13 protein-coding genes are annotated in these 21,184 nt (G+C 65.2%); 9 read left to right on the forward strand and 4 right to left on the reverse strand.

All coding sequences use genetic code 11. From position 1 onward, the window contains the following. Positions 1–480: 480 nt before the first annotated feature. Both O6X71_RS06185 and O6X71_RS06190 read right to left on the reverse strand, forming a co-directional pair. A complete protein-coding gene (locus tag O6X71_RS06185; protein WP_353464956.1) occupies positions 481–2,178 on the reverse strand; it encodes a peptidase M61 in 1,698 nt (565 codons plus the stop codon). 192 nt (positions 2,179–2,370) lie between these two features. Beyond that, entirely contained in the window at positions 2,371–2,847 is a 477-nt protein-coding gene (locus O6X71_RS06190; RefSeq protein WP_353464957.1) for an Lrp/AsnC family transcriptional regulator, read from the reverse strand. A gap of 141 nt (positions 2,848–2,988) precedes the next feature. Between O6X71_RS06190 and O6X71_RS06195 the strand changes: the two genes are divergently transcribed. Beyond that, the gene (locus O6X71_RS06195; protein WP_353464958.1) at positions 2,989–3,942 is read left to right on the forward strand and encodes an ornithine cyclodeaminase family protein; all 954 of its coding nucleotides are present in this window, start codon (positions 2,989–2,991) and stop codon (positions 3,940–3,942) included. Continuing rightward, positions 3,942–6,026, forward strand: coding sequence for an amidohydrolase family protein (locus O6X71_RS06200; protein WP_353464960.1), 2,085 nt, complete (start codon positions 3,942–3,944; stop codon positions 6,024–6,026). The genes O6X71_RS06195 and O6X71_RS06200 overlap by 1 nt, the downstream gene beginning before the upstream one ends. 6 nt (positions 6,027–6,032) lie before the next feature. On the opposite strand, the gene O6X71_RS06205 is transcribed toward O6X71_RS06200, so the two are convergent. Then, a complete protein-coding gene (locus O6X71_RS06205) occupies positions 6,033–7,550 on the reverse strand; it encodes a S10 family serine carboxypeptidase-like protein (RefSeq protein ID WP_353464961.1) in 1,518 nt (505 codons plus the stop codon). A 38-nt stretch (positions 7,551–7,588) separates the two neighbouring features. Beyond that, on the reverse strand, positions 7,589–8,824 hold the full coding sequence (locus O6X71_RS06210) for an aminotransferase class V-fold PLP-dependent enzyme (RefSeq protein WP_353464962.1): 1,236 nt from the start codon (positions 8,822–8,824) through the stop codon (positions 7,589–7,591). 201 nt (positions 8,825–9,025) lie between these two features. Between O6X71_RS06210 and O6X71_RS06215 the strand changes: the two genes are divergently transcribed. The 7 genes from O6X71_RS06215 to O6X71_RS06245 all read left to right on the forward strand — a co-directional run bounded on the left by O6X71_RS06215 (position 9,026) and on the right by O6X71_RS06245 (position 21,178). Further along, positions 9,026–10,453, forward strand: coding sequence for a S10 family serine carboxypeptidase-like protein (locus tag O6X71_RS06215; RefSeq protein WP_353464963.1), 1,428 nt, complete (start codon positions 9,026–9,028; stop codon positions 10,451–10,453). Between the two features lie 168 nt (positions 10,454–10,621). After that, positions 10,622–13,690, forward strand: a complete 3,069-nt coding sequence (locus tag O6X71_RS06220; protein ID WP_353464964.1) for a TonB-dependent receptor domain-containing protein — start codon at positions 10,622–10,624, stop codon at positions 13,688–13,690. Between the two features lie 76 nt (positions 13,691–13,766). Further along, positions 13,767–14,984 (forward strand): pyridoxal phosphate-dependent aminotransferase, encoded by a 1,218-nt coding sequence (locus O6X71_RS06225; protein WP_353464965.1) that lies wholly within the window; start codon positions 13,767–13,769, stop codon positions 14,982–14,984. Positions 14,985–14,986: 2 nt separating this feature from the next. Beyond that, positions 14,987–16,453 (forward strand): S10 family serine carboxypeptidase-like protein, encoded by a 1,467-nt coding sequence (locus O6X71_RS06230; RefSeq protein ID WP_353464966.1) that lies wholly within the window; start codon positions 14,987–14,989, stop codon positions 16,451–16,453. After that, entirely contained in the window at positions 16,450–17,754 is a 1,305-nt protein-coding gene (locus tag O6X71_RS06235) for an APC family permease (protein ID WP_353464967.1), read from the forward strand. Before O6X71_RS06230 ends, O6X71_RS06235 begins: the two co-directional genes overlap by 4 nt. A gap of 536 nt (positions 17,755–18,290) precedes the next feature. Beyond that, a complete protein-coding gene (locus O6X71_RS06240) occupies positions 18,291–19,643 on the forward strand; it encodes an alpha/beta hydrolase (RefSeq protein WP_353464968.1) in 1,353 nt (450 codons plus the stop codon). After that, positions 19,640–21,178, forward strand: a complete 1,539-nt coding sequence (locus O6X71_RS06245; RefSeq protein ID WP_353464969.1) for a GMC family oxidoreductase — start codon at positions 19,640–19,642, stop codon at positions 21,176–21,178. The genes O6X71_RS06240 and O6X71_RS06245 overlap by 4 nt, the downstream gene beginning before the upstream one ends. The last annotated feature ends 6 nt before the right edge of the window (positions 21,179–21,184 follow it).

The raw sequence follows: 21,184 nt of genomic DNA on the forward strand, positions 1-21,184 counted from the left end.
TTCGTTAAAACGAGCGGCCTTTCTTAACAAGTCACGGATGGCTGCGCGACCGACGACCCTGTCGCCGCCAAGCCAGCCACTGCCAAGCGCAATCTCAGGTGCTAGGATAAGGAGGCCATAAGCGTCAGGTGCGAAATGCTCGATTATGACGACGGTGTCCTTTTGCCGTGATCGCGGCTTGCCTTTATACCGAGGATCTATCCTTGGCGACCGGCGGTCCGTTGGACCCACAATCGGACGCTCACGTCCCGCCCCTCGCTTCCCAGCTTCGGACGTTCGTTAATGCCGAGAGATTGAGATCTTGAGAGTGATATGTCGAGCATGCGGACGAGCAAAAAATAAGACTTTCCCGCCGTTCGCATTCTTCGGAGAGGACAAGCGTCGGTGTTAGTGGTGGAATTGTTGGGCGAATGGCTTAGATTCCATAAGTCTGCTGTTAGCGCATCGACAATTGTAGAAACTTTCCTCAGCTTTGGCAGGTCACGATGCAGGTACCCACTGATAGGCCTGCACGATTTCTCCACGCGGCTGATAACGGATATGCTTAGTTTGGCTGGCGCGTTTAACGTCCAGCGTCACGTAGGCTTGCTGGTCCCCTTGCAACGCATCCTGAGGGAAGCTGTTCAGGATTTCGTCGCCCTCCTTCAGTCCAGCCTGATCGGCGTTCGAGCCCTTGACCAAACCGTGGACGATCTTTGGCCGCGCCTGAAGCGAGGCAATGTCGAAGCCTAGATCGTAGCGGCGCAATGGCTGCGAGACCCGACGGAACCCGGGGCCATAGGCGTCGGATGGTGGCAATACTGTCCCACCGGCGAGCATCGCATCGAACTCTGCCAGCCCCTTGTCCCCGAGTTCGGCCCTCAGCAACTTTCGGTATAGTGCCTCGTTCATTGGCTGGCCGTTCCGGCGCGTCGTCAGCATCGTCCGTACCAGGTCGTCGAGCGAGCGCTTGCCCTTCGAAGCGGCGCGGATCTGCGCATCGACCGCCTCGAAATACAGTGAGCCGCGATCATAGGGCAGCACGCGGATCCGCGTGTCGCGCCAGAAGCCCGCCGGGATCTCCGAGTTGAGCGTGGCGATCTTGATGTTCGTGTAATAGCGGGCGGCGGTCTCATTAAGGTCCTTGAGGAAATCGTCCGCGGAAATCATGCCTGATCGGTATGGCAGCGTGCGTTGATAATGCACCGCCAGTCCCTCGCCGAACCACGATCGATCAAGCCCGCCAGCAGCGTCCATCGACCCATCGAGCGAATTGACCCAACTGTGCAGCATTTCATGCGCGAGCAGCGAACGCAGATCGTCTGGTTTCGACGTATCGTTGAAGGTGTAGGCGAAACTGTCGGTCAGGCCGATGCCGCTGCCGGGGTTGCGGGTATTGGTACGGCCGAACACGCCGAAGCTCGGCGGGGCATAGCCGAAGAACCTGCCATAGAATTGGTGGAGTTTCCCGCCCCAGGCCATGAGCGGCGTCATGTCGAACGGCGGTGTGCCCTGCCACGCCGCGAAGAAGCCATCGCCAGCTGGTCCCGACACCCCCGGATGACCGCCCATGTAATAGATCGAGCCGAGCTTCGCAGCGGGCAACGGCGTGCTACCGACCGCGTTACTGACGCCCAGGCTGGACACCCCTACCCCGCCCGCGCCGTAACCTGTGAAGTCCCACTGAACGTGCGTGACGCGTGCAATCGTATCGGCGGGCTGCAGCACGAACGCATTGGCCGCAGCCGAGAAGGTGCCGTTCTCGGTGCGGATCTCGTATTGGGGCAGCGCGAGCGGCGGGGCGGCGGCATCGATCGGCACGCGGTAACGGACCGTCACGACGCCATCAATGGCACGACCCGCGCGCCAGCTACGCGTCGTGTTCGATCCGTCCTCAGCCTTATCCTGCACGGTGACGGCAATCGGTCCGGCACGATCGGCAAAACTGAGCTGTTGGAGGTCCTTGCCACTGGTGACGACGGTATTGGCGATGAGCGGTAGTTCGAACAGCGCATCGCCAGGCTTGGCGTGGACACCCTGCACGGTCAGCGCCATGTCGACGTAGGGAATATGCTGCGCGGCATCTGGAGCGCCGGGTGCGAGGCGGACGATCAACTGCGGTGCTGCAGGATCGGCAGCACCCGCGAGAAGAAGGAACGACGGCGCCAGGAGGCCCGTCAGCGCGCGATGATTCAGCATGATATCTCCCTGAGGTGGCCAGCGTAGACCGCCCGACGCGGTAAATCATCGCGGATTGCCAATGGCGCCCTGGCTCGCCTGCATTTCCTATGCGCCAAGTGTTCGATCATTCATTTTTTATGCACTGGCATCGTATGGCGGAAAACGATTTTCCCTTGCGGAATTTATGAGCTCAGGCTGGTCGACGTCACGTTATCCGGCGGATGGCAGCGGCAGGCGGTGCGTGCACTTCATCTCGGACAGCGTGGCGATCGACCGGATGTCCTCGACACCTGGTAATCGCAGCAGCGTGCGGAAGGTGAAATTCTGGTACCAGCCCATGCTTGGCGCAAGCACCTTGAGCATCACGTCCATCTCACCGAACAGCGTGTAGGCCTCGGTGATTTCGGGGATTTCGTCGACCGCGCGCATGAAGCGGTCGCGGCCCTCGTCGCTCAGCCGGCCCATCTTGAGCTGGGCGAAGATATACATGCTTTCGCCGAACTTCTCGCGGTCGAGCACCGCGACCTGCGCCTTGATATAGCCCTCCTCCTTGAGCCGCTGGATACGCCGCCAGCAGGGCGACTGCGACAGGCCGACACGATCGGCGATATCGCTGGAGGATTCGGACGCGTCGATCTGAAGGCGATCGAGGATTTTCAGATCGAGACGGTCAAGCACCTCAGCCATTGTTTATGCACCATCTTGCTTATGCGTGGATTGATATCGCACTGGCTCTACGGGCAGCGCACGTAATCGACAAGTTTCCGCCCGTCAGACGCTATAAGGTTGTCGTGGCGAACGGTCGTCGGTCGCATGCGGGAAATGACGATGACACGGGATGAACTCGCAATCTTCGATAGCCAAGCGGTTCGCAATGGCCTGAGCTACCCCGACTGCATCGCGGCGATGCGGGACGTGATGCTGGCATTGTCGGCTGGCACCACGCGGCAGTTGCTGCGCACGATGATCTCGCTGGGATCGGGACGCACGTTCGCGCAGATGCCCGGCGCGCTCGGCGACTACGACATGTTCGGGACCAAGACGATCAGCGTCTTCGCCGATCCAAACAAGCCTGGGCTCCGCCGTCACCGGGGGCTGGTCGTCCTGTTCGAGCCGGAAGAGGGGCGCCCGGTCGCCGTTGCCGATGCCGAGGAAATCACCCATATCCGGACCGCCGCCGCGACTGCGGTCGCGACCGATGCGCTGGCCCGTGCCGATGCGAAGACGTTGTTGATCGTCGGTACCGGTGGGCAGGCGCGCACGCATCTGAAGGCGCTGCCGTTGGTGCGAACATTCGAACGCGTGCTGATCTGGGGTCGATCGCCTGACAAGACCGAAACCCTGGTCGAGGAATATCGTCATCTCGGCGCGGAGCGGGCCGACGATCTGGAGGCGGCGACGCGCACGGCAGATGTGATCTGCACGCTGACCACTGCGTCCGAACCGGTGATCCTCGGCGATTGGGTGCAGCCCGGCACGCACGTCAATCTGGTCGGGTCGAGTGGCCCCGGCCCCGTCGAGGTCGACAGCGCACTTGTCGCCAAGAGCCGCTACATCGCCGACAGCGCGGCCTCCGCGCGCGATGCCGCCGCCGAGTTCCTGGTCGCCCGCGCCGCCGGGATCGTCGGCGAGGACCACATCATCGGCGAGATCGGCGACGTGCTGCTCGGCCGCATCGCCGGCCGCACCAGCGACCGCGACATCACGCTCTACAAGTCCCTAGGCCATGCGGTGCAGGACCTTGCCGCAGCCGCTCATCTCTATCGGAGTTCGCGTCGCTGATGTCGTTGTCCCCTTTTCGTTCGGCACTGGCCGCATCGACTCTGCTGGCCGGTTTCTGTGCCGCGCCTGCCTTCGCCCAGCATGAGCGCATGTCGGTGATCGCCAATGGCGAGAAGGTCGGCTTCGTCGACGTCGCGCGGACCGGCAACCATGTCGCGGTCCAGTACGACGTGAAGAACAATGGTCGCGGCCCGACGATGGTCGAGGCGATCGAGCTCGGCGCCGATGGCCTGCCCATCAGCTGGGCGCTGGACGGCAAGGCGACCTTCGGCGGCGATGTCCACGAACGCTTCTTGCGTACCGCCACCAAGGCGGAATGGAGTGATTCGATGGGTGCACGCACCGCGACGGTCCGCGGCACGGGCCTGTATATCGGTCAGGCCGCGAGCCCCTGGGCGCTCGGCCTGTACGCGCGCGCTCTGCTCAAGGCTCCGGCCTCGACTCTGACCGCGTTGCCGGGTGGGCAGGTTCATCTCGACAAGCTCGGGCCGGCGACGATCGGCAAGGTCTCGTACCAGGCCTATGCGATCAGCGGCATCGACCTATCGCCGGACCTGATCCTACTCGATGACAAGAATGCGCTGTTCGCCGTGCTCGACACCGGCGGCGCTGTGGTCCGCGAAGGGCATGACGCCGACGTGCCGGCGCTGGCGGACCTGGCGACCAAGCTGACCGCCAAGCGCTACGCCGCGCTCCAGAAACGGTTCGCGCACACTGTCGATGCGCCGGTTCGCATCCGCAACGTCCGCGTATTCGATCCCGTCAGCGGCAAGCGCGGCGAGCCGGTCTCGGTGGTGTTCGCCAATGGTCGGATCAGCGGCATCCAGCCTCTGGACGCTGTGGCTTCGCCGGGCGAAGCGCTGATCGACGGCCAGGGCGGGACGCTGATGGCGGGGCTGCACGACATGCACGCGCATATTAGCCTGGAATCCGCGATGCTCTACATCGCCGCGGGCGTCACCGAGGTGCGCGACATGGGCAACCACAACGCCTTCCTGCCCGACCTGATGCGCCGGATCGCGAGCGGCGAAGTCGCAGGGCCGCGGATCATGCCCGACGGGTTCTTGGAAGGCCGCAGTTCCTATTCGGCGCGGCTCGGTATCGTCGCGGACAGCGAGGCCAAAGCGCTGGAGGCGGTGCGCTGGTATGCCGCACGCGGCTATTGGCAGATCAAGATCTACAACAGCATGAACCCCGCCTGGGTGCCCGCCATCGCCAAGGAGGCGCATGCGCTCGGGCTGACGGTGACGGGGCATATCCCCGCCTTCACCAATGCCGATGCGATGATCGGCGCGGGGTATGACGAGGTGACGCACATCAACCAGCTGATGCTCGGCTGGGTGCTCGATCCGAAAGAAGATACGCGTACGCCGCTGCGGCTGACCGCGATGAAGCGCACCGCGACGCTCGATCTCGCATCGCCGCGCGTCCAGGCGACGATCGATCGGATGGTCGCGGGCGGGATTGCGCATGATCCGACCGCGGTGACGCTGGAGTTGCTAATGCTCAGCCGCAACGGTGTCGCCTCGCCATCGGTGGCCGAGTATATCGATCACCTGCCGATCGGCCTGCAGCGCCGCCGCCGTCAGGCGATCGCGCCGATCGCCAGCCCGGCGGATGCCGCAGGATATGACGGTGCGATGGCCAAGGTGAAGCAGACGCTGAAACTGCTGCACGATCGCGGCATTCGGTTGCTGCCTGGCACCGACGACCAGACCGGGCTGTCGGTACACCGCGAGCTGGAAATCTATGCCGAGGCCGGCATTCCGATCCCCGACGTGCTGCGAATGGCGACGCTTGGCCCCGAGCAATATATGGGTCGCGACCAGGAGCTGGGTTCGATTGCACGCGGCAAGATCGCCGACTTCATCCTGTTGCCGGGCGATCCGACGAAGGACCTAAGCGAACTGCACCGCATATCTATGGTGGTGAAGGACGGGACGATCTATTTCCCGTCCGAAATCTATCCCGCGTTCGGCGTGAAGCCGTTTGCCGCCGCGCCGAAGATGACGCTCCCGGCGACCGCACCGAAGCTGGTGGGATCGGGCCCGGCGAAAGATGCGATGGACGAGTTCCTGTACTGAGGGCGACTACTTCCTGCCGGCCACGACCTGCGCCACGAACTGGTGGAGGTCCGCACTGAGCGCTGCCAGCGCGGTCTCGTCCTCGAACGCCGAATGGCCCGAGGCGTAGCGGTGGAACGCGGTGCGATCGGCCGGGACACCCCTCTGTTCGAGTGCGAACTGGCCGGCATAGACCGGCGTAGTGATGTCGTAGTAGCCGCCCGCCGCGAACATGCGCAGCGCCGGCTTGGTCTCCATCGCCGCCTTCAGATACGGTGCGAACGCCATCGCGCGATAGCTGCCGCCGTATTCCTTGTCCCAGTTCCACTTGAAGTTGATCCCGAGGTTCAGGCTGCGATACGGGCTGGGCGCGGCGTAGCCGAGCTCGTCCTTGAGATAGGTCTCGACCGACGCGGCGGCACCCGTGTTCGATCCCAGCGACATCGACGGATCGTCGAACGGCGGGCGCAGCTTGCTCTCGGAGATCAACCGGGTGGCGCGACCGTCGAGTTGCCCCGTCCGCAGGCCCTTGGCGGCGAGCAGCCCGAGCATAAAGTCGCGCCGCTCGATCCGCAGGTCCTTGGCCTCGATCGTCGCGGCTGGAATACCGATCAGCGTCGAGAGGCGCTCGGCGACACGGTGTTTTTCCGCCGTCGGCAACGCGGCGCCCTGCATCAGCGCGGCAGCATAGTCGGTCTGGGCGAAATGCAGCGCATCGTCGAACTGCTGCGCGACGCTCCGCCCGCCGCGATCGATCGCGGCGTGATACCAAGCGACCGCGGACAGCGTCGGCAGCAGCACCACGTCGGAGACCACCGGTCCGTCGCTATCGCCGACCGACAACGACAACAGCACGACGCCGTCGGGCAACGGTTTCTTGGCCTTCATATTCTCGTTGAGGATCGCGAGCGCGCGCGCGGTGCCATAGCTCTCCCCGATCAACAGCGCCGGCGACCCGGTACGGCCGTTGGCGGCGAGCCAGCGTTCGATCATCGAGGATACGCCGCGCGCATCGCCGCCGACACCGAAATAGCCCGACGCGTCCTTGCCCTTGATCGGCATCGACGCGCCCGTGCCGACCGGATCGATGAAGACGAGATCGGCGGTATCGAGCAGCGTGAAGCGATTGTCCTCCAGATGCGCGGCATCGCCCTTGCCGACGATCCGGCGCGGACCGAAGGCCTGCATGTGCAGCGGCGAGGAGGACGCGCCGGGACCACCGTTGAAAAAGAAAATCACCGGGCGGCTGGCGGTCTTCACGCCCTCGGCGACATAAGCATAGCTGACCCCGACCGCGACCGGCGTGCCGTCCGGTCCCGCCATCGGCTGTTCGCTGACGATCGCGCGGTAGGCGAGCTTTCGACCGGCGATCGTGACAACGTGCCTGGTCGTGACGATGCGCGCGCTAGAGGCGTCGCGTGGCACCATCGGGTCCATTGCGCGCAGGAAGGCGGGCGACATCGGCGCATCCCCCTCATCCTGGGCATGAAGCGCGGCAGGTGCAGCGGCGACGAGCAGCGTCGAGATCAAAGCAAGACGGCGCATGGGCATGGGTCCTTCGTAAGATACGGGCTGAGACGGGCTTAAGCCTTGGGCAACGCGGCGAGCAGGCGTTCGATATCGTCTAGGTCGTTGAACACCGACGGGCTGACCCGGAACCGGTTGCGCGACAGCGTGATCTGGATCTTTGCCGCCTTCAACCTGTCGGCGAGCCTGGTATGCGCGCCTTCGAGCACGCAGGTGACGAGTGGCGTACGGCTCTCGGGCGGGGTGACGACGGTATAGCCAAGCGCGTCCAAGCCTTGGTGCAGGCGCTCGAGCAGCGGCTGGCGGTGCGCGACGATCCGGTCGACGCCGATTCCGAGGATGTAATCGAGCGAGAAGCCCAGCATCGCCGAGATGGTGTGGGCGTGCGTGCCGCCCGCGAACAACCCCTCCATGTCGGGGCGCGGCGTGACGTCGGCGATCGGGTAGTCGGGCTTGGTCGCCGGCGGATCGAACGGATAGACGTGCGGGGCGAACCCGGCGAGCTGGTAATAGCCGAAGCGGGTGCGCGTCAGCCGGTCGTGCAGGTCGGCGCGGACATAGAGCAGCCCCAGACCGAAATCGCCCATCAGCCATTTGTAACTGGCGCAGGCTGCGAAATCGACGTTGGTCGCGCGCACATCGATCGGTACGGTGCCGGCCGCATGGATGATGTCGGCATAGACGAGCGCCCCCTTGGCGTGCGCGATTTCGCAGACCCGCTTCAGATCGTGCTCGAAGCCGTTGTAGGTCGACACCAGCGACAGCGCGACGAGCCGCGTGCTGGGAATGATCGCGCGCTCGATGTCGTCGATCGCGATCCGCGCAACGCCTTGTGCGTCGCGAGGTCGTATCCAGGCGACGTCGACGCCCTGTCTTGCCAGTTCCTCGTACAGATAGAAGGAGCCGAAGAAGTGGAGCGTGTCGGTGACGATGCGCCCCTTCTCGCGCGGAAAACCAAGCGCATCGATGATTGCCTGCTCGCCGGCGGTCGTGCTCTGGACGAACGCGATTTCCTCCGGTTTCGCGTTGATCAGGCGCGCGAAACTCGCCTTCACGCGCGTCTCGACCTCGTCGGTCGGATAGTGGCCGTTCATCGTCGCACGCTGATCGAGATAGGCGCGTGCAGCGTCGCGTGCGCCGAGCGGCACCGGGTGCATCGTGCCCGAATCCAGATACACGCCCGGCATCGGCGCGAAGCTCGCGCGATCCGGGAGCGCGCCGGAAGCAGGCCGCGTCACCGCGCTCGCCGCCAGGGGCAACGCGCCTGCGCCTGCCAGTACGCCGCTTAGCACACCGCGCCTTGTCACTCCATTTTTCGCCATCATGCCCCTTCCGGTCGGCATCGAGCTTAGCCCGACTGCCACGCATAGTTTTAGCCGTTTTGCGCCAGGATGACGGGGCCGCTTCTCGTCTGCACGCGCTATCTGCGAACCACATTTGCGCATAAAAATGCCGCGCATTCCCGCCTAACCAGATTGCGAGGAGACGTATCGATGCTGAAACCAGGCCTGTCGTGCGCGATGCTGTTGGCGAGCATCGCGGCGATCTCCAACGCACGCGCCGCCCCGCGAAACTGCGCCGTGGACGCGGTCGAGACCCACCATTCCGCACAGATCGGCAGCCGCCGGATCGAGTATGTCGCCTGCGTCGGCACCCTCCCCGTCCGCAACCTCGAGGGCGAAGCACACGGCCGGATCGTCTACACCGCGTATATCGTCCCTGGACGCTCGGCACGCCCGCTGAGCTTCGTGTGGAACGGGGGCCCCGGTGCGGACTCGCGGACGCTGCAATTTCACGCGGTCGGACCGCGCATCCTCAAGGACGGCGTGCTCGTCGACAATGCCGCAACCCCGCTCGGCATCAGCGATCTCGTCTTCGTCGACCCGGTCGGCACCGGTTTCAGCCGCGCGGACACACCCGAGCACGCCACCGCCTTCTACGGCACCAACGCCGACATCGCTTCGGTTGCGGGTTTCGTCCGCGACTTCCGCGTCGGCTATGGCCGCGAAACGAGCGCACTTAATCTGGTCGGCGAGAGCTTCGGTACGTGGCGCGCATCGGGCGTCGCGGAGACGCTCGTAAACGAGGGTATCCGCGTCGACGGTGTGGCGATGATTTCCGGCGGGATCCCGCTCGGCGACGAAGCGCGCAGCGATCGCCGCCGCGCCGTCTCGATGGTCAACCGCACCGCGACCGCATTCGCGCTCGGCCGGCTGGCACCCGATCTACAGAGAGATGAGGCGAAGACGCTCGCCGAGGCGGATCGTTGGGCCAAGACCGTCTACGCCCCTGCCCTTTCCAATCCCGCTGCCCTGAACGACGCGTCGCGCGCCTCGGTCGTGGCTGCCCTGGCGCGCTATCAAGGCCTCGATCCCAAGACGATCGATGCCAAGACGCTATGGATTTCGCCCCGCGAATTCCGCACGCGTCTGTTGGCGAGCGAAGGCAAGACTCTCGGCATTTTTGACATGCGGCAAACCAGCGCGGCAAGCGAAGGCGGCGACGGCAAGATCGTGCTCGACTATTACCGCCGGACGCTGGGCTACACCCAGGGCAGCTATGCCGGGATCGACGCCCCCGACGCCGGCGTCGGCAACGACTGGCAGTACGACCAGTCCCCGATCACCAAGGAGTCGCTCGCCCGCGCGATGGCCGGCGAAGGCCCGCCAAGCGCGTCGCAACCCTGGATCCAGCGTGCCATGACCAAGGCACCGAGGCTGCGCGTCTGGGTCGCGGCGGGCCTCTATGACTCGCTCAACAGCTGCATCGGCAACACGCTGACGGTTGGCGGACTCCCCATTGCGCTGGCCAGCCGTTTCACGCTGAAATGCTATGCCGGCGGCCACATGATGTATCAGGATCCGCGCCAGACCGGGATATTCGGGCACGACTTAGCCGCGTTTCTCGAGAACCGCGCATAAATTTTGCGGCATATGCTGAAAAAGACGACCTCGTTGTTTCAATCGCGCGAATCCCGCCGCACCAACGACAAAAAAGTTCGGCTAGCCCGCGCTAAGCTGTCCACAGGTTGAAGCGAGAGCGGGTTCGGGGCGGACCGCACGCTGGGCAACGACATAATGGGGGGCTTCATGAACACCATACACGCCAAGATGGTCCGCGGACTGTTGGCCTCGACGGCACTGCTCGCCGCAGTGACCGCAGCACCAGCGCTCGCACAGGATGCGCAGTCGCCGCTCGACCAGTCGATCACCCCGACCGCGGACTCCGTCGAAGGGGGCGAGACCATCGTCGTCACCGGTTCGCGCATCCGTCGCGCCGGGCTCGACAACGCCGCGCCGGTGTCGGTCATCACGTCGCAATCGATCACCGATCGCGGCTTCATCACTGCCGCCGATGCGCTCAATAACCTGCCGTCCAACGCACCGACGCTGAACCAGGCCGACGGTAGCGGCAATTCGAGTGGTGCCGGCTATCAGGCGCCGAACCTGTTCAATCTCGGCGCCGGTCGCACGCTGACGCTCGTCAACGGCCGCCGTATGGTGACCAGCGGATCGGGGATCGGCGCGGCCGACGGCAGCGGCGATGCGTTCGTCGATGCGAACATTATTCCGGTCGGCCTGCTCGACCGCGTCGAGGTGTATCAGGGCGGCGGCGCGGCGGTGTACGGATCGGACGCGATCGCCGGCGTGGTGAACTACATCCTAAAGAAGGACTTCACCGGCCTGGAGGTCGACGCGCAGAACGGCATTTCCAGCCGCGGCGACTACGCCACGCACAGCCTGCGCGCCACCGCCGGCACCAACTTCGCCGACGGCCGCGGCAACGTCGCGATCGACCTCGGTTACTCGAAGTCGCCGACGCTGATGTTCTCGGCACGACCGCTCTCCAATCTCGGCCGGCTGACCGTCAGCAACGGTGCCGATACGGGGCCAGGCGACGGCATCCCGGCGGTCAAGGAGATCTTCAACGCGGCGTTCTGGCCGTTCAACAGCAACGGCGTGATCTTCACGCGCGCAGCGCCGGTCAGCCAGTTCCTCGCGCGGAGCGGCGGCAGCGCGCTCCAGTTCGACGGCAGTGGCAATGTCGTGCCGTACAACACCGGCGTGCTCCAAGGCATTCCGTTCGCGGCCGGCGGCGATGGCTTCAAGTACCAGGCGCTGGCGGGTCTACGGACGGGCGTCGAGCGCTACACTGCGAACATGGTGGGTCATTACGACGTCACCGATCACCTCACCATCTCGACCGAGCTTCTCTATGCCCGCACCAACGGCACCGAAATCCCGCAGGGCAACAGCTACACCACGCTGAACGCCGGCGCGTACAATGGTCCGATCGCGTTCACCCGGAGCAATCCCTACCTCACCAGCCAGGCGAGAACGCTGCTCGGTGCGGCAAACCCTGCGTTTGCGAATGGATCGCCGCTGTACCTGTCGAAATATTTCTACCACCTCACGCCTGCCAACGACCAGACGACCAACACCGACACCTACCGTGCAGCCCTGTCGGCGCAGGGCGACTTCGATGTCGCCAGCCGCAATTTCTACTGGTCGGTGGGCGGCAGCTACGCGCGGGTCGAAGGGCAACAGCGCAGCTGGCAGGTCGTCAATTCAAAATTCCAGAACGCGATCAACGCGGTGTCGAGCGGCGGGCAGATCGTGTGCGGGATCAACGCCGATGCGATCGCCACCAACAACGATGCCGCCTGCGCGCCGATCAATCCGTTCGGCGACGGCAATGTCAGCGCGGCCGCACGCAATTACGTGAGCACGCGCGCCGGGCTGGATTGGGCGAACGAGCAGGTAGACCTGCTGGCGACGCTCGGCGGCACGCTGGCCAGGCTGCCGACCGGCACGCTCGACTTCAGCCTCGCTTATGAGCACCGCGACGAGCAGGCGAGTTTCGATCCGCTTGACGCCAACCGGCTCGGCCTGTTCGGAACCGGCGTGCAGCAGGTTGCGCAGTCGGGCGGCTATAATACCGACGAATTCTCGGCCGAAGTGATCGTGCCGCTGATCGGCAAGGACTTCCAGCTTCCGCTGGTCAAGCTGCTCGAGGCCAAGGGCGCGTTCCGTTATGTCGACAACAGCTATGCCGGGCACCAGAACGTCTGGGATCTCGGCCTGCGCTGGGAAGTCCTGGACGGCATCACGCTGCGGGGATCGCGTAGCCGCAACTTCCGCGCACCGACGCTCACCCAGTTGCTCGCGCCCTCGTCGAGCGGGCTGGATTCGACGGGGTTCGATCCGTGCGACGCGGACCGTATCAGTAGCGGCCCGAACCCCGCGACGCGCCGCGCGAATTGCCTGGCGCTGTTCACCGCGAACCCCGGCTATGGCGTAGACGCCGACGGCACCGGCGCGGGATTGAGCGCGGCGGGCCGCCTCGCCCGCTTCCAGGATCCGTCCGAGAATTTCGCGCGGGCCACCGTCACCAGCGGCGGCAATGCCGCGCTGCGTAACGAAATTTCGAACACCTGGACTTATGGGATCCTGCTCCAGCCGCGCTTCGTGCCAGGCCTGACGATCAGCGCCGACCGGATCGAGATCGATCTGAAGAACGGCCTATCGGCGTTCACCACTGAAGATTTCACCGCGGCGTGTTACGACAACGCGGCCCCGGATCCTGCGGTGTGCAACGCATTCACCCGCCTCGCTACCAGCGACGGCATCAGCCCGGGCGGCACGATCGCGACCGGCACGTCGACCACCTTCAACGCCGGCATGGTCCGCTATCACGGCGATAACTACATGGTGGATTACCAGTTCGGGGTTGGCGACCTGTTCCACGGCGGCGACCTCGGCCGATTACAGCTAACCGCGACGGCGACGCACAACACCCTGCTCACGACCTCGGTCACCGGTGCGACGTTCGTGCGGACCGACGATACGTATCTGTCGCCGGAATGGGTCGGCCGGTTCAACGTCGCCTATGCCAGAGGGCCGTTGCGGCTGACCTATCAGCTGCAATATTACGGGCGCACCGATGCGGGTTCGAACGTGTCGATCGAGACCACGCCGAACCCAACGCTGGCGAAGAACATCGTCCACGACGTCTCCGCGCAGGTCGATCTGGGCAAGGTCGCGGTCCGCTTCGGGATCGACAATCTGACCGACAAGGACCCGTCCTATCCGCAGATCGCATATGGCGATATCCTGGGCCGGCGTTTCTACGTCGGCGCGAAGATCAGGTTCAAGTGATGGCCCTGCCCGGCGCTCGCCGCCGGGCGGCCTCTCGACATCGCCCCATGCGTTCCAGTAAAAAAAGACATCACCGATGAACCGGCCCGAGCTCCCTGATCTCGCCCTTTCGGTTGCCGAGGCCGCACGCATCGACGGCGCCCGGCCGCTCGGTACGGACTCCTATTCGCAATGGGTGCGAAAGGTGATCCGTACGGTGCGGTCCGAGCGCAACCTGCTGGTGAGCCTGTTCGACAGTTCGGTGCCGGAGCCGATCGAGCTGCTGCGCCAGTTCGTGGTCGAGGGTTTTTCGGAGACGATCACCTCGCGCTACACGAGCGCGTTCGCGAACGGGAATCCGTACGTCGTCGAACAACTCGCGCGACGCTACGCGGTGCCTGCGGACCAGGTGGTGTGCACGACGGGCGCCACGGGCGCACTGTCGCTGATCTACCGCGCGCTGCTGAAGCCCGGCGACCGCGTGCTCGTGGAAAACCCCGGCTTCGACCTGTTCCACAAGATCGCCGAGACCTATGGCTTCGGGGTCGATCGCTTCGAACGACGCGGCGATGATTTCGCGATCGATCCGGTCGAGGTGGCGGCGGCGATGACGCCCGATACCCGGCTGATCGTGCTCGCGAACCTGCACAATCCCTCCGGCATGGCGATCCCGCCCGAGACGCTCGCGGCGATCGGCCGGATCGCGGAGGCGCGCGGTGTGCGTGTGATCGTCGACGAGGTTTACGGCGACTATGTCGATCCCGCACTCCGCCCACCCCCGGCGATGCAGCTGTCGCCGGCACTGATCAGCGTGAGCAGCCTGACCAAGTCGCACGGGCTGAGCACGCTGCGGTGCGGCTGGATCGTCGGCGCGCTGGAGCCGATCGGCCGCATCCGCGCGCTGGCGGAGGAGATCGACTTCGGCATCTCCAATTTGTCGCATGCGATCGCGGCGCTGGTACTGGAGCGCCCGCAGCCGTTCGACGACTTCCGCAGCGAGATCATGCGCCGCGCACGGCCGATCGTGGAATCCTACCACGCGTATTGGTGCGAGGAGGGACTGGTCGCCGGCACGCTGCCGCCGTTCGGCTGTATCGCTTTCCCGCGACTGATCGGGGTGCATGATACGATCGGCTTCTCCGAATGGCTCGCCGATCGCTGCGGCGTGATCGTCGCGCCGGGCGAGTATTTCGGTGCATCCGGGCATATCCGCATTGGCTTCGCCCGCGCGCCGGCCGATGTCGATTACGGCTTGCAGGCGCTCACCGATGGGCTGATCCGGTACCGCGACCACCAGGCGAAGGACACCCGATAGACATGACACGCCTCCTGATCGCAGCGCTGCTCACCGCATCGAGCTGGACCATGCCGGCTGCGGCTCAGGCAAAACCGCCCGCCCCGGAGGTCAAGGCGAAGCGCGAACAGGTATTGACGGTCCGTGGGCATAAATTCGCGTACACCACCGAGGTCGGTCTGGTGCCGGTGTCGAGCAAGCCGAGCACCAGCGATGCGGCCGCCGGCTACATCTCGTACAGCGTCGCAGGCAATCCCGATCGCCCGGTGATGTTCATCTTCAACGGCGGCCCAGGCGCGGCATCCGCCTATCTGCAGATGGGCGCGCTCGGCCCGGCGCGCGTGCATGTGCCGCAGGATCCCGCCGCGGTGCTGCCGACCGCGGCACCGGTCGATGCCAATACCGAGACCCCCCTCGACCTCGCCGATCTCGTCTTTCTCGATCCGCCCGGCACCGGTTTTTCGGCGTTGAGTGCCGGTGCCGACCGCGACTTCTATCAGTCGGTGAAGGGCGATGCCGACGCGGTGTCGCAACTCGCGCGCGCCTGGCTCGCGGCGCATGGTCGCACCGGCGCGCCGATCTACATCCTCGGTGAAAGCTATGGCACGATCCGCGCCGCGGCGATGGTCGATGCGCTGCGAACGCAGGATCCGGCACTGAAACTGCGCGGGGTGGTGCTGCTCGGTCAGGCGCTCAACATGATCGAGACGTCGCAGCGCCCGGACAACGTCGTCACCTACCCGGTATCGCTCCCCGCGCTTGCCGCGATTGCCTGCTACCACAGCAAGCGCGCCGCCCCCTGCGATCCGGCGGAGAGCGCGCGGGAAGCCGCGGCGTACGGCCCGACCTATCTCGACGCGCTCTACCGGGGTCAGGCCTTGGACGCGGCGACGCGCGATGCTGTCGCGACCAGGCTCGGGGCCCTCAGCGGCATCCCCAAAGCCTATTATCTCGCGCACGACCTGCGTATCTCGAAAGAGCAGTTCCGCGTCGAACTGCTGCGCGCCCAAGGCATGGTGCTCGGCCGCTACGACGCGCGCTACACCGCGCCGCGCGCAGCCGACGCGGGCGAAGTGGTCGGCCCGGATGCCTTTTCGGCCGTATCCGATCTCTACGGAAAAGCCATCGTGAACCAGCTGGCGGCAATCGGCGTGAGCGATTCCGCTGCCTACAAGGTGATCGTCCGCGGGGAAGGCGACTGGCGGTACGGCGCGGGCGACTCGCCTTTCAACGACTGGCCGTTCATGGCGCGCCTTGAAAAGGCGATGGCGGCGACGCCCGACCTGCGCCTGCTCGTCGGCACGGGACTGTTCGACCTCACCACCACCGTCGGCGCCGCCGACTATCTGTTCGCACAATCCTCGCTCGCCCCGGCGCGCTATCGCAACGAGCGCTATCCCGCCGGCCACGTCTTCTATTCGGACGACGTCAGTTGGCACAAGTTCATGGCCGACCTCCGCACGTTCATTGCCGCCGGAGCACCGCATTGAGCGACGCGAAACTCGCCAAGGGGATCGATCTCTGGGGCGTCGTCGCGCTTGGCCTCGGCACCGCGGTCGGCGTTTCGATCTTCTCGGCGATCGCTCCCGCGGCGAAGATGGCCGGGCCGGCGATGCTGTTCTCGGCACTGCTCGCGGCGCTGCCGATGTACCTGATCGCGATCAGCTATGCGTTCCTCGGCTCGGCCTGCCCCGTATCGGGTGCGTCGTTCGTCTGGCCGGCGCGGTTCCTGCACCCCGCCTGGGGCTTTTATATCGGCTGGGCGCGGATCGTCGCCAATGTTGGCGCGATCGTCGTGCTAGCGCTGGTATTGGTCAAATACGCGTCGATGCTCGTGCCGCTGCCGACCAAGCCGACCATGCTCGCGGTGCTGCTGCTCGCGCTGCTGGCCAATCTGTTCGGGATCAATATCGCCGCCCGCGTGCAGAAAATCCTGCTCGCGGGCATGCTGGTGCTGTTCACGGTGTTCGTGGTCTGGGGCGGCGCCACCGCGGTCGACGTCGTACGGCTGCAACCGCTGTTCCCGCACGGGCTGCACGGCATGATCACCGCGACGCCGTTGCTGATGGGCCTGTTCTTCGGCATCGAGGCCGCGACCGAGGCCGGCGCCGAGGTAAAGGACAGCCGCCGCACCATCCCGCTCGGCATCGCGCTGTCGATCGGGTCGGCGACACTGTTGTACCTCGCGGTCGGCTTCGTCGCGTTGGGCGTGCTCGGCGGCGATGCGCTCGGCGCCAGCGATGCGCCGATCCTCGACGCGGCCAAGCGTTTCATGGGCACCGCCGCGACGCCGATCGTCGTGCTGGCCGCGGTCCTGTCGATCGGCAAGTCGCTCAACGCGCTGTTCGCAATGTTTAGCCGCAGCCTGTACGCGATGGGCCTCGCCGGCTCGCTGCCCACCGCGCTCGGCAAGATTCACCCCCGCTGGCAAACCCCGCACATCGCGCTGATCGCGGTATTCCTGCTCGGCTGCGTTGGCCTGCTCCTGCCGATGGAACTCACCTTCCTGTTCCTCGCGGTGAACATCCCCAACCTCCTGAAATACGGCAGCATCTGCCTAGCCGCCGCGCGGGTGACCGAGCACCATCCCGACCTGTACGAGGCGGCAGCGTTCAAATTCTCCAAGCCCCGGATGCGTGCGCTCGGTTACACGGGCGCCTTATGTGCACTCGCGCTGATCTTCGTCGGCCTCGAGGCCGATTGGCGCCCCTATGCACTGCTGATGGCGTGGATGATCATAGGCATCCTGTATCGCACCTTGGTATCCCGTGCATCGCCAACCAAACCGTAAGTTATCGATATATCGACCGTTTTCTGCCTATCCGACTACATCTTCAACCACGTGACCCACATCCGGTCATTCGCGCGCCCTTCCCCTCTCCCCAACTCCAGACATTGGTTCATCTCCGCGTAACGCCCGCTTTGGCGCCTGACCTGCGAACTCGAATGTCGCAGCTGGGCGATAGTTTGGCAGGAAGGCTGTCCAAGTTTACGTTTTACTCCCTATGAGCTGCAGACGGCTTTTGCAGGAAGCTTAGGTACGGGATTAGTGGGGACGCTGCGTCGGACTGTAGATGCCAATCCGGGTTCCTCCTTATACAGAACCTGGATTGTAGCGATCGGTGCGGCGGTGAGGATCAGCAGGAAAAGGCCCATCAGTTATTCGTTGGTCTCTAGCGGCTTGACGGAAAACGCTCTCAGTCGGTTTGACACCGAGAAGCCATCATGGTCGCCGCCTTATCGTGAGATAAATCAACGAAATACGCATTACACCGGAACGGACTGACCGTTGCAACGTCGGGCATGCAGTTGATTTAGCGAGGATGCATGACCGGACCGACGTTGGTATTTCTTCATGCCCTCGGCGCCAGCGCGGGAGAGTGGAAGCAAGTTCTTGATCACCTGCCAAACCAAGCGTGCGTAGCGCTAGACCTGCCAGGATTCGGCGCCGCGGCGGAGGCGGGGCATTGCGATGTCGAAGTGATGGCGGACTGGCTGGCGGACGAGATCCGCTCCCGTGCGCGGACCTCATGCGTGCTCGTCGGTCACAGCATGGGCGGCAAGATCGTCACGCTCGTCGCGGCCCGCGCCGCAGCCGGCGAAATCGGCCTGTCAGGCGTACTTGGGGTCGTACTAGTCGCGGCATCGCCACCGTCACCCGAACCGATGGACGAAGAGCGCCGTAACCAGATGATTGACTGGTTCGCCAACGGCCAGATCGCAGGCGTCAATGCCGCGACCTTCGTCGACGCCAATACCGCCAGAACACTGGCCAAACCTCTGCGCGACACCGCGATCGACGACGTGCGACGGTCAAGCCGAGAGGCGTGGCTCGGCTGGCTGGAACGTGGCAGTCGCGAGGATTGGAGCGCCGAGGCTGGACGCATCGCAATCCCGGCGCTGATCCTCGCCGGCGCCGAGGACGGCGATCTTGGCGAAGATGCTCAGCGCCGGCTCAACCTGCCACATTACATCACCGCGGATATGCAGGTCGTGCGCGGCGCGGCGCACCTCATCCCGTACGAACAGCCGCAGGCGCTCGCCGCGCTGATCGACGGTCACGCGACGAACGTCGCGTTAGCCGCCCTCCCTGCGCATTTCGCGACCCTGCTCGCCTCCGATCGCGTTAGCCACAGGACGCGCGCAACGCTGCTGGATCGAATGCGCGCGCCGGCGTCCAGCTCGGTCTGGACGACGGAGGAGCAGGGGACCGTCGCCGCGCTGGTCGCGCAAATCCTGCCCGATTGCGCCGGCGAGGCCGTCCTGGCGGGTCGTATCCTCGCTGGCATCGCCGACGGCGCGGGCGACGGCTGGCGCTTCGCGGCATTGCCACCCGATCGCGAGGCATGGCGGCGCGGACTTGCGACTTTGACAAAGGCGGCGGGCGGTTTCGCCGCACTCCATCCTGATGCACAAACCCGGTTGCTCGAACGCGTCGACGGCGGCGAGGTCGGCAGCACCGGCGACATCACACAGCTCTCGCCTGAGCAGATGGTCTTGTGGTTCGAGGACGTGCGCGCCGAGACAGTGCGCGTCTGGATGTCACTGCCAGCCACGATGGCGGCGATCGGCTATGACGGCTTCGCCGTGGGTGGCGATGGCCGCCGCAAACAGGGCTATATCCGCACCGGCGCTGACGATCCGGAAGCATGGCAGCAGGCGCGGGAGCGCCTGTCGTGAGGGCGAAACGCTACGCGCGAACCGACGTCGTCGATGCCGTGGTGATCGGGACGGGCGCTGGCGGCGCGCCGCTCACCGCGCGGCTAGAACAAGCCGGTTTGTCGGTAGTGGCGCTGGAGGCGGGCCGCGCTTTCCGGCCCGACGATCACGTCGCCGACGAAGTCGCGGCCGACATATACTGGATGGAGGAACGGCTGAGCGGCGGGGCGACGCCGACTGCGTTCGGTTCGAACAATTCGGGCATGGGGGTCGGCGGATCAACATTGCACTGGGGCGCCTTCTGCCCCCGCCCCGATCCGCGCGACCTGCAACTCAAGACGCTGACCGGCGAGGGCGCGGACTGGCCGATCGATCACGCCGAACTGATCCGCTACATCGCTGAGGTCGAGCATTTCACCGGCGTATCCGGCCCGCCTGACTATCCGTGGGACGCCGCGCGCCGCTACGCATATCCGCCGGTCGCCCGCAACGCTGCGGCCGATGCGATGGCGCGAGGCTGTGCGGCGGTAGGCATCACCGCCACCGACGCACCCGCCGCCTTGGTCTCGCGCGATCGCGACCAACCGTATTGGGGACAGCGGCAGGCCTGCATCAATTGCGGTACCTGTCACCAGGGCTGCCGCACCGCCGCCAAGACCAGCATGGATACCACCTATCTGCCCCTTGCAGTCGCGCACGGTGCCGAGATCCGCGCGGAGGCGCGCGTGGTGTCGTTCGAGTTCGACGGCAGCGGCCGGATCAGCGCGGTCGTCTATCGAAAAGGTGACGAGGATCATCGCCAGCGCTGCGCGGCAGTCTTCCTGTGCGCCGGCGGGGTGGAGACGCCGCGGCTGCTCCTCAACCTTGGCATCGCCAATGCGAGCGGCCAGATCGGACGCAACTTCATGGCGCATGTCGCGACGCAGGTCTGGGGTCGATTTAATGCCGACATGCGAATGAACCGCGGCTATCCTTCGTCACTCATCAGCGAAGACATGATGCGGCCCGGCGATGCGGGCTGCGCAGGTGGCTATCTGATCCAGAGTCTTGGCGTACTGCCCGTCACCCTCGCCACCGGGCTGGCGCGCGGCGCTGGCATGTGGGGCGAGCGGCTCCAGGCCGTCCTGCGGGGCTACAACCGGATGGCGGGGATCGGGATCAACGGCGAATGCCTGCCGCATCCCGATAATCGCCTGACGCTGGCCGACGAGGTCGACGCCTTCGGCCACCGCAAGGCGCGCATCGACTTCAGCTATCGGGCCAACGAACGCGCGATCGACCGCCACGCCCGGCGCACGCTCACCGAGATCTGGGCCGCGGCGGGGGCCAGTGACATCTTTGCCGTCGACCGCTCCGCCCATGCGATCGGTACGTGCCGCATGGGAACAGACGGCGACGCGGCGGTGGTCGATCCCAACGGCCGCAGTTTCGACGTTCCCAATCTGCTGATCTGCGACAATTCCATCTTTCCCAGCGCGCTGGCGGCGAACCCCGCGCTGACGATCATGGCGCTGTCTCTGCGTACCGCCGACCGTTTTCTCGCATCCCACCGTTGAGGAGTT

The organism is Sphingomonas faeni (assembly GCF_040407505.1).
Lineage (GTDB): Bacteria > Pseudomonadota > Alphaproteobacteria > Sphingomonadales > Sphingomonadaceae > Sphingomonas > Sphingomonas faeni_E.

Bases quoted from the DNA above. Each gene is read 5' to 3' on its own strand.
- O6X71_RS06230 (WP_353464966.1), top strand. From the start codon at position 14,987: ATGACACGCCTCCTGATCGCAGCGCTGCTCACCGCATCGAGCTGGACC.
- O6X71_RS06240 (WP_353464968.1), top strand. From the start codon at position 18,291: ATGACCGGACCGACGTTGGTATTTCTTCATGCCCTCGGCGCCAGCGCG.
- O6X71_RS06215 (WP_353464963.1), top strand. From the start codon at position 9,026: ATGCTGAAACCAGGCCTGTCGTGCGCGATGCTGTTGGCGAGCATCGCG.
- O6X71_RS06220 (WP_353464964.1), top strand. From the start codon at position 10,622: ATGAACACCATACACGCCAAGATGGTCCGCGGACTGTTGGCCTCGACG.
- O6X71_RS06190 (WP_353464957.1), bottom strand. From the start codon at position 2,847: ATGGCTGAGGTGCTTGACCGTCTCGATCTGAAAATCCTCGATCGCCTT.
- O6X71_RS06185 (WP_353464956.1), bottom strand. From the start codon at position 2,178: ATGCTGAATCATCGCGCGCTGACGGGCCTCCTGGCGCCGTCGTTCCTT.
- O6X71_RS06225 (WP_353464965.1), top strand. From the start codon at position 13,767: ATGAACCGGCCCGAGCTCCCTGATCTCGCCCTTTCGGTTGCCGAGGCC.
- O6X71_RS06195 (WP_353464958.1), top strand. From the start codon at position 2,989: ATGACACGGGATGAACTCGCAATCTTCGATAGCCAAGCGGTTCGCAAT.
- O6X71_RS06205 (WP_353464961.1), bottom strand. From the start codon at position 7,550: ATGCGCCGTCTTGCTTTGATCTCGACGCTGCTCGTCGCCGCTGCACCT.
- O6X71_RS06200 (WP_353464960.1), top strand. From the start codon at position 3,942: ATGTCGTTGTCCCCTTTTCGTTCGGCACTGGCCGCATCGACTCTGCTG.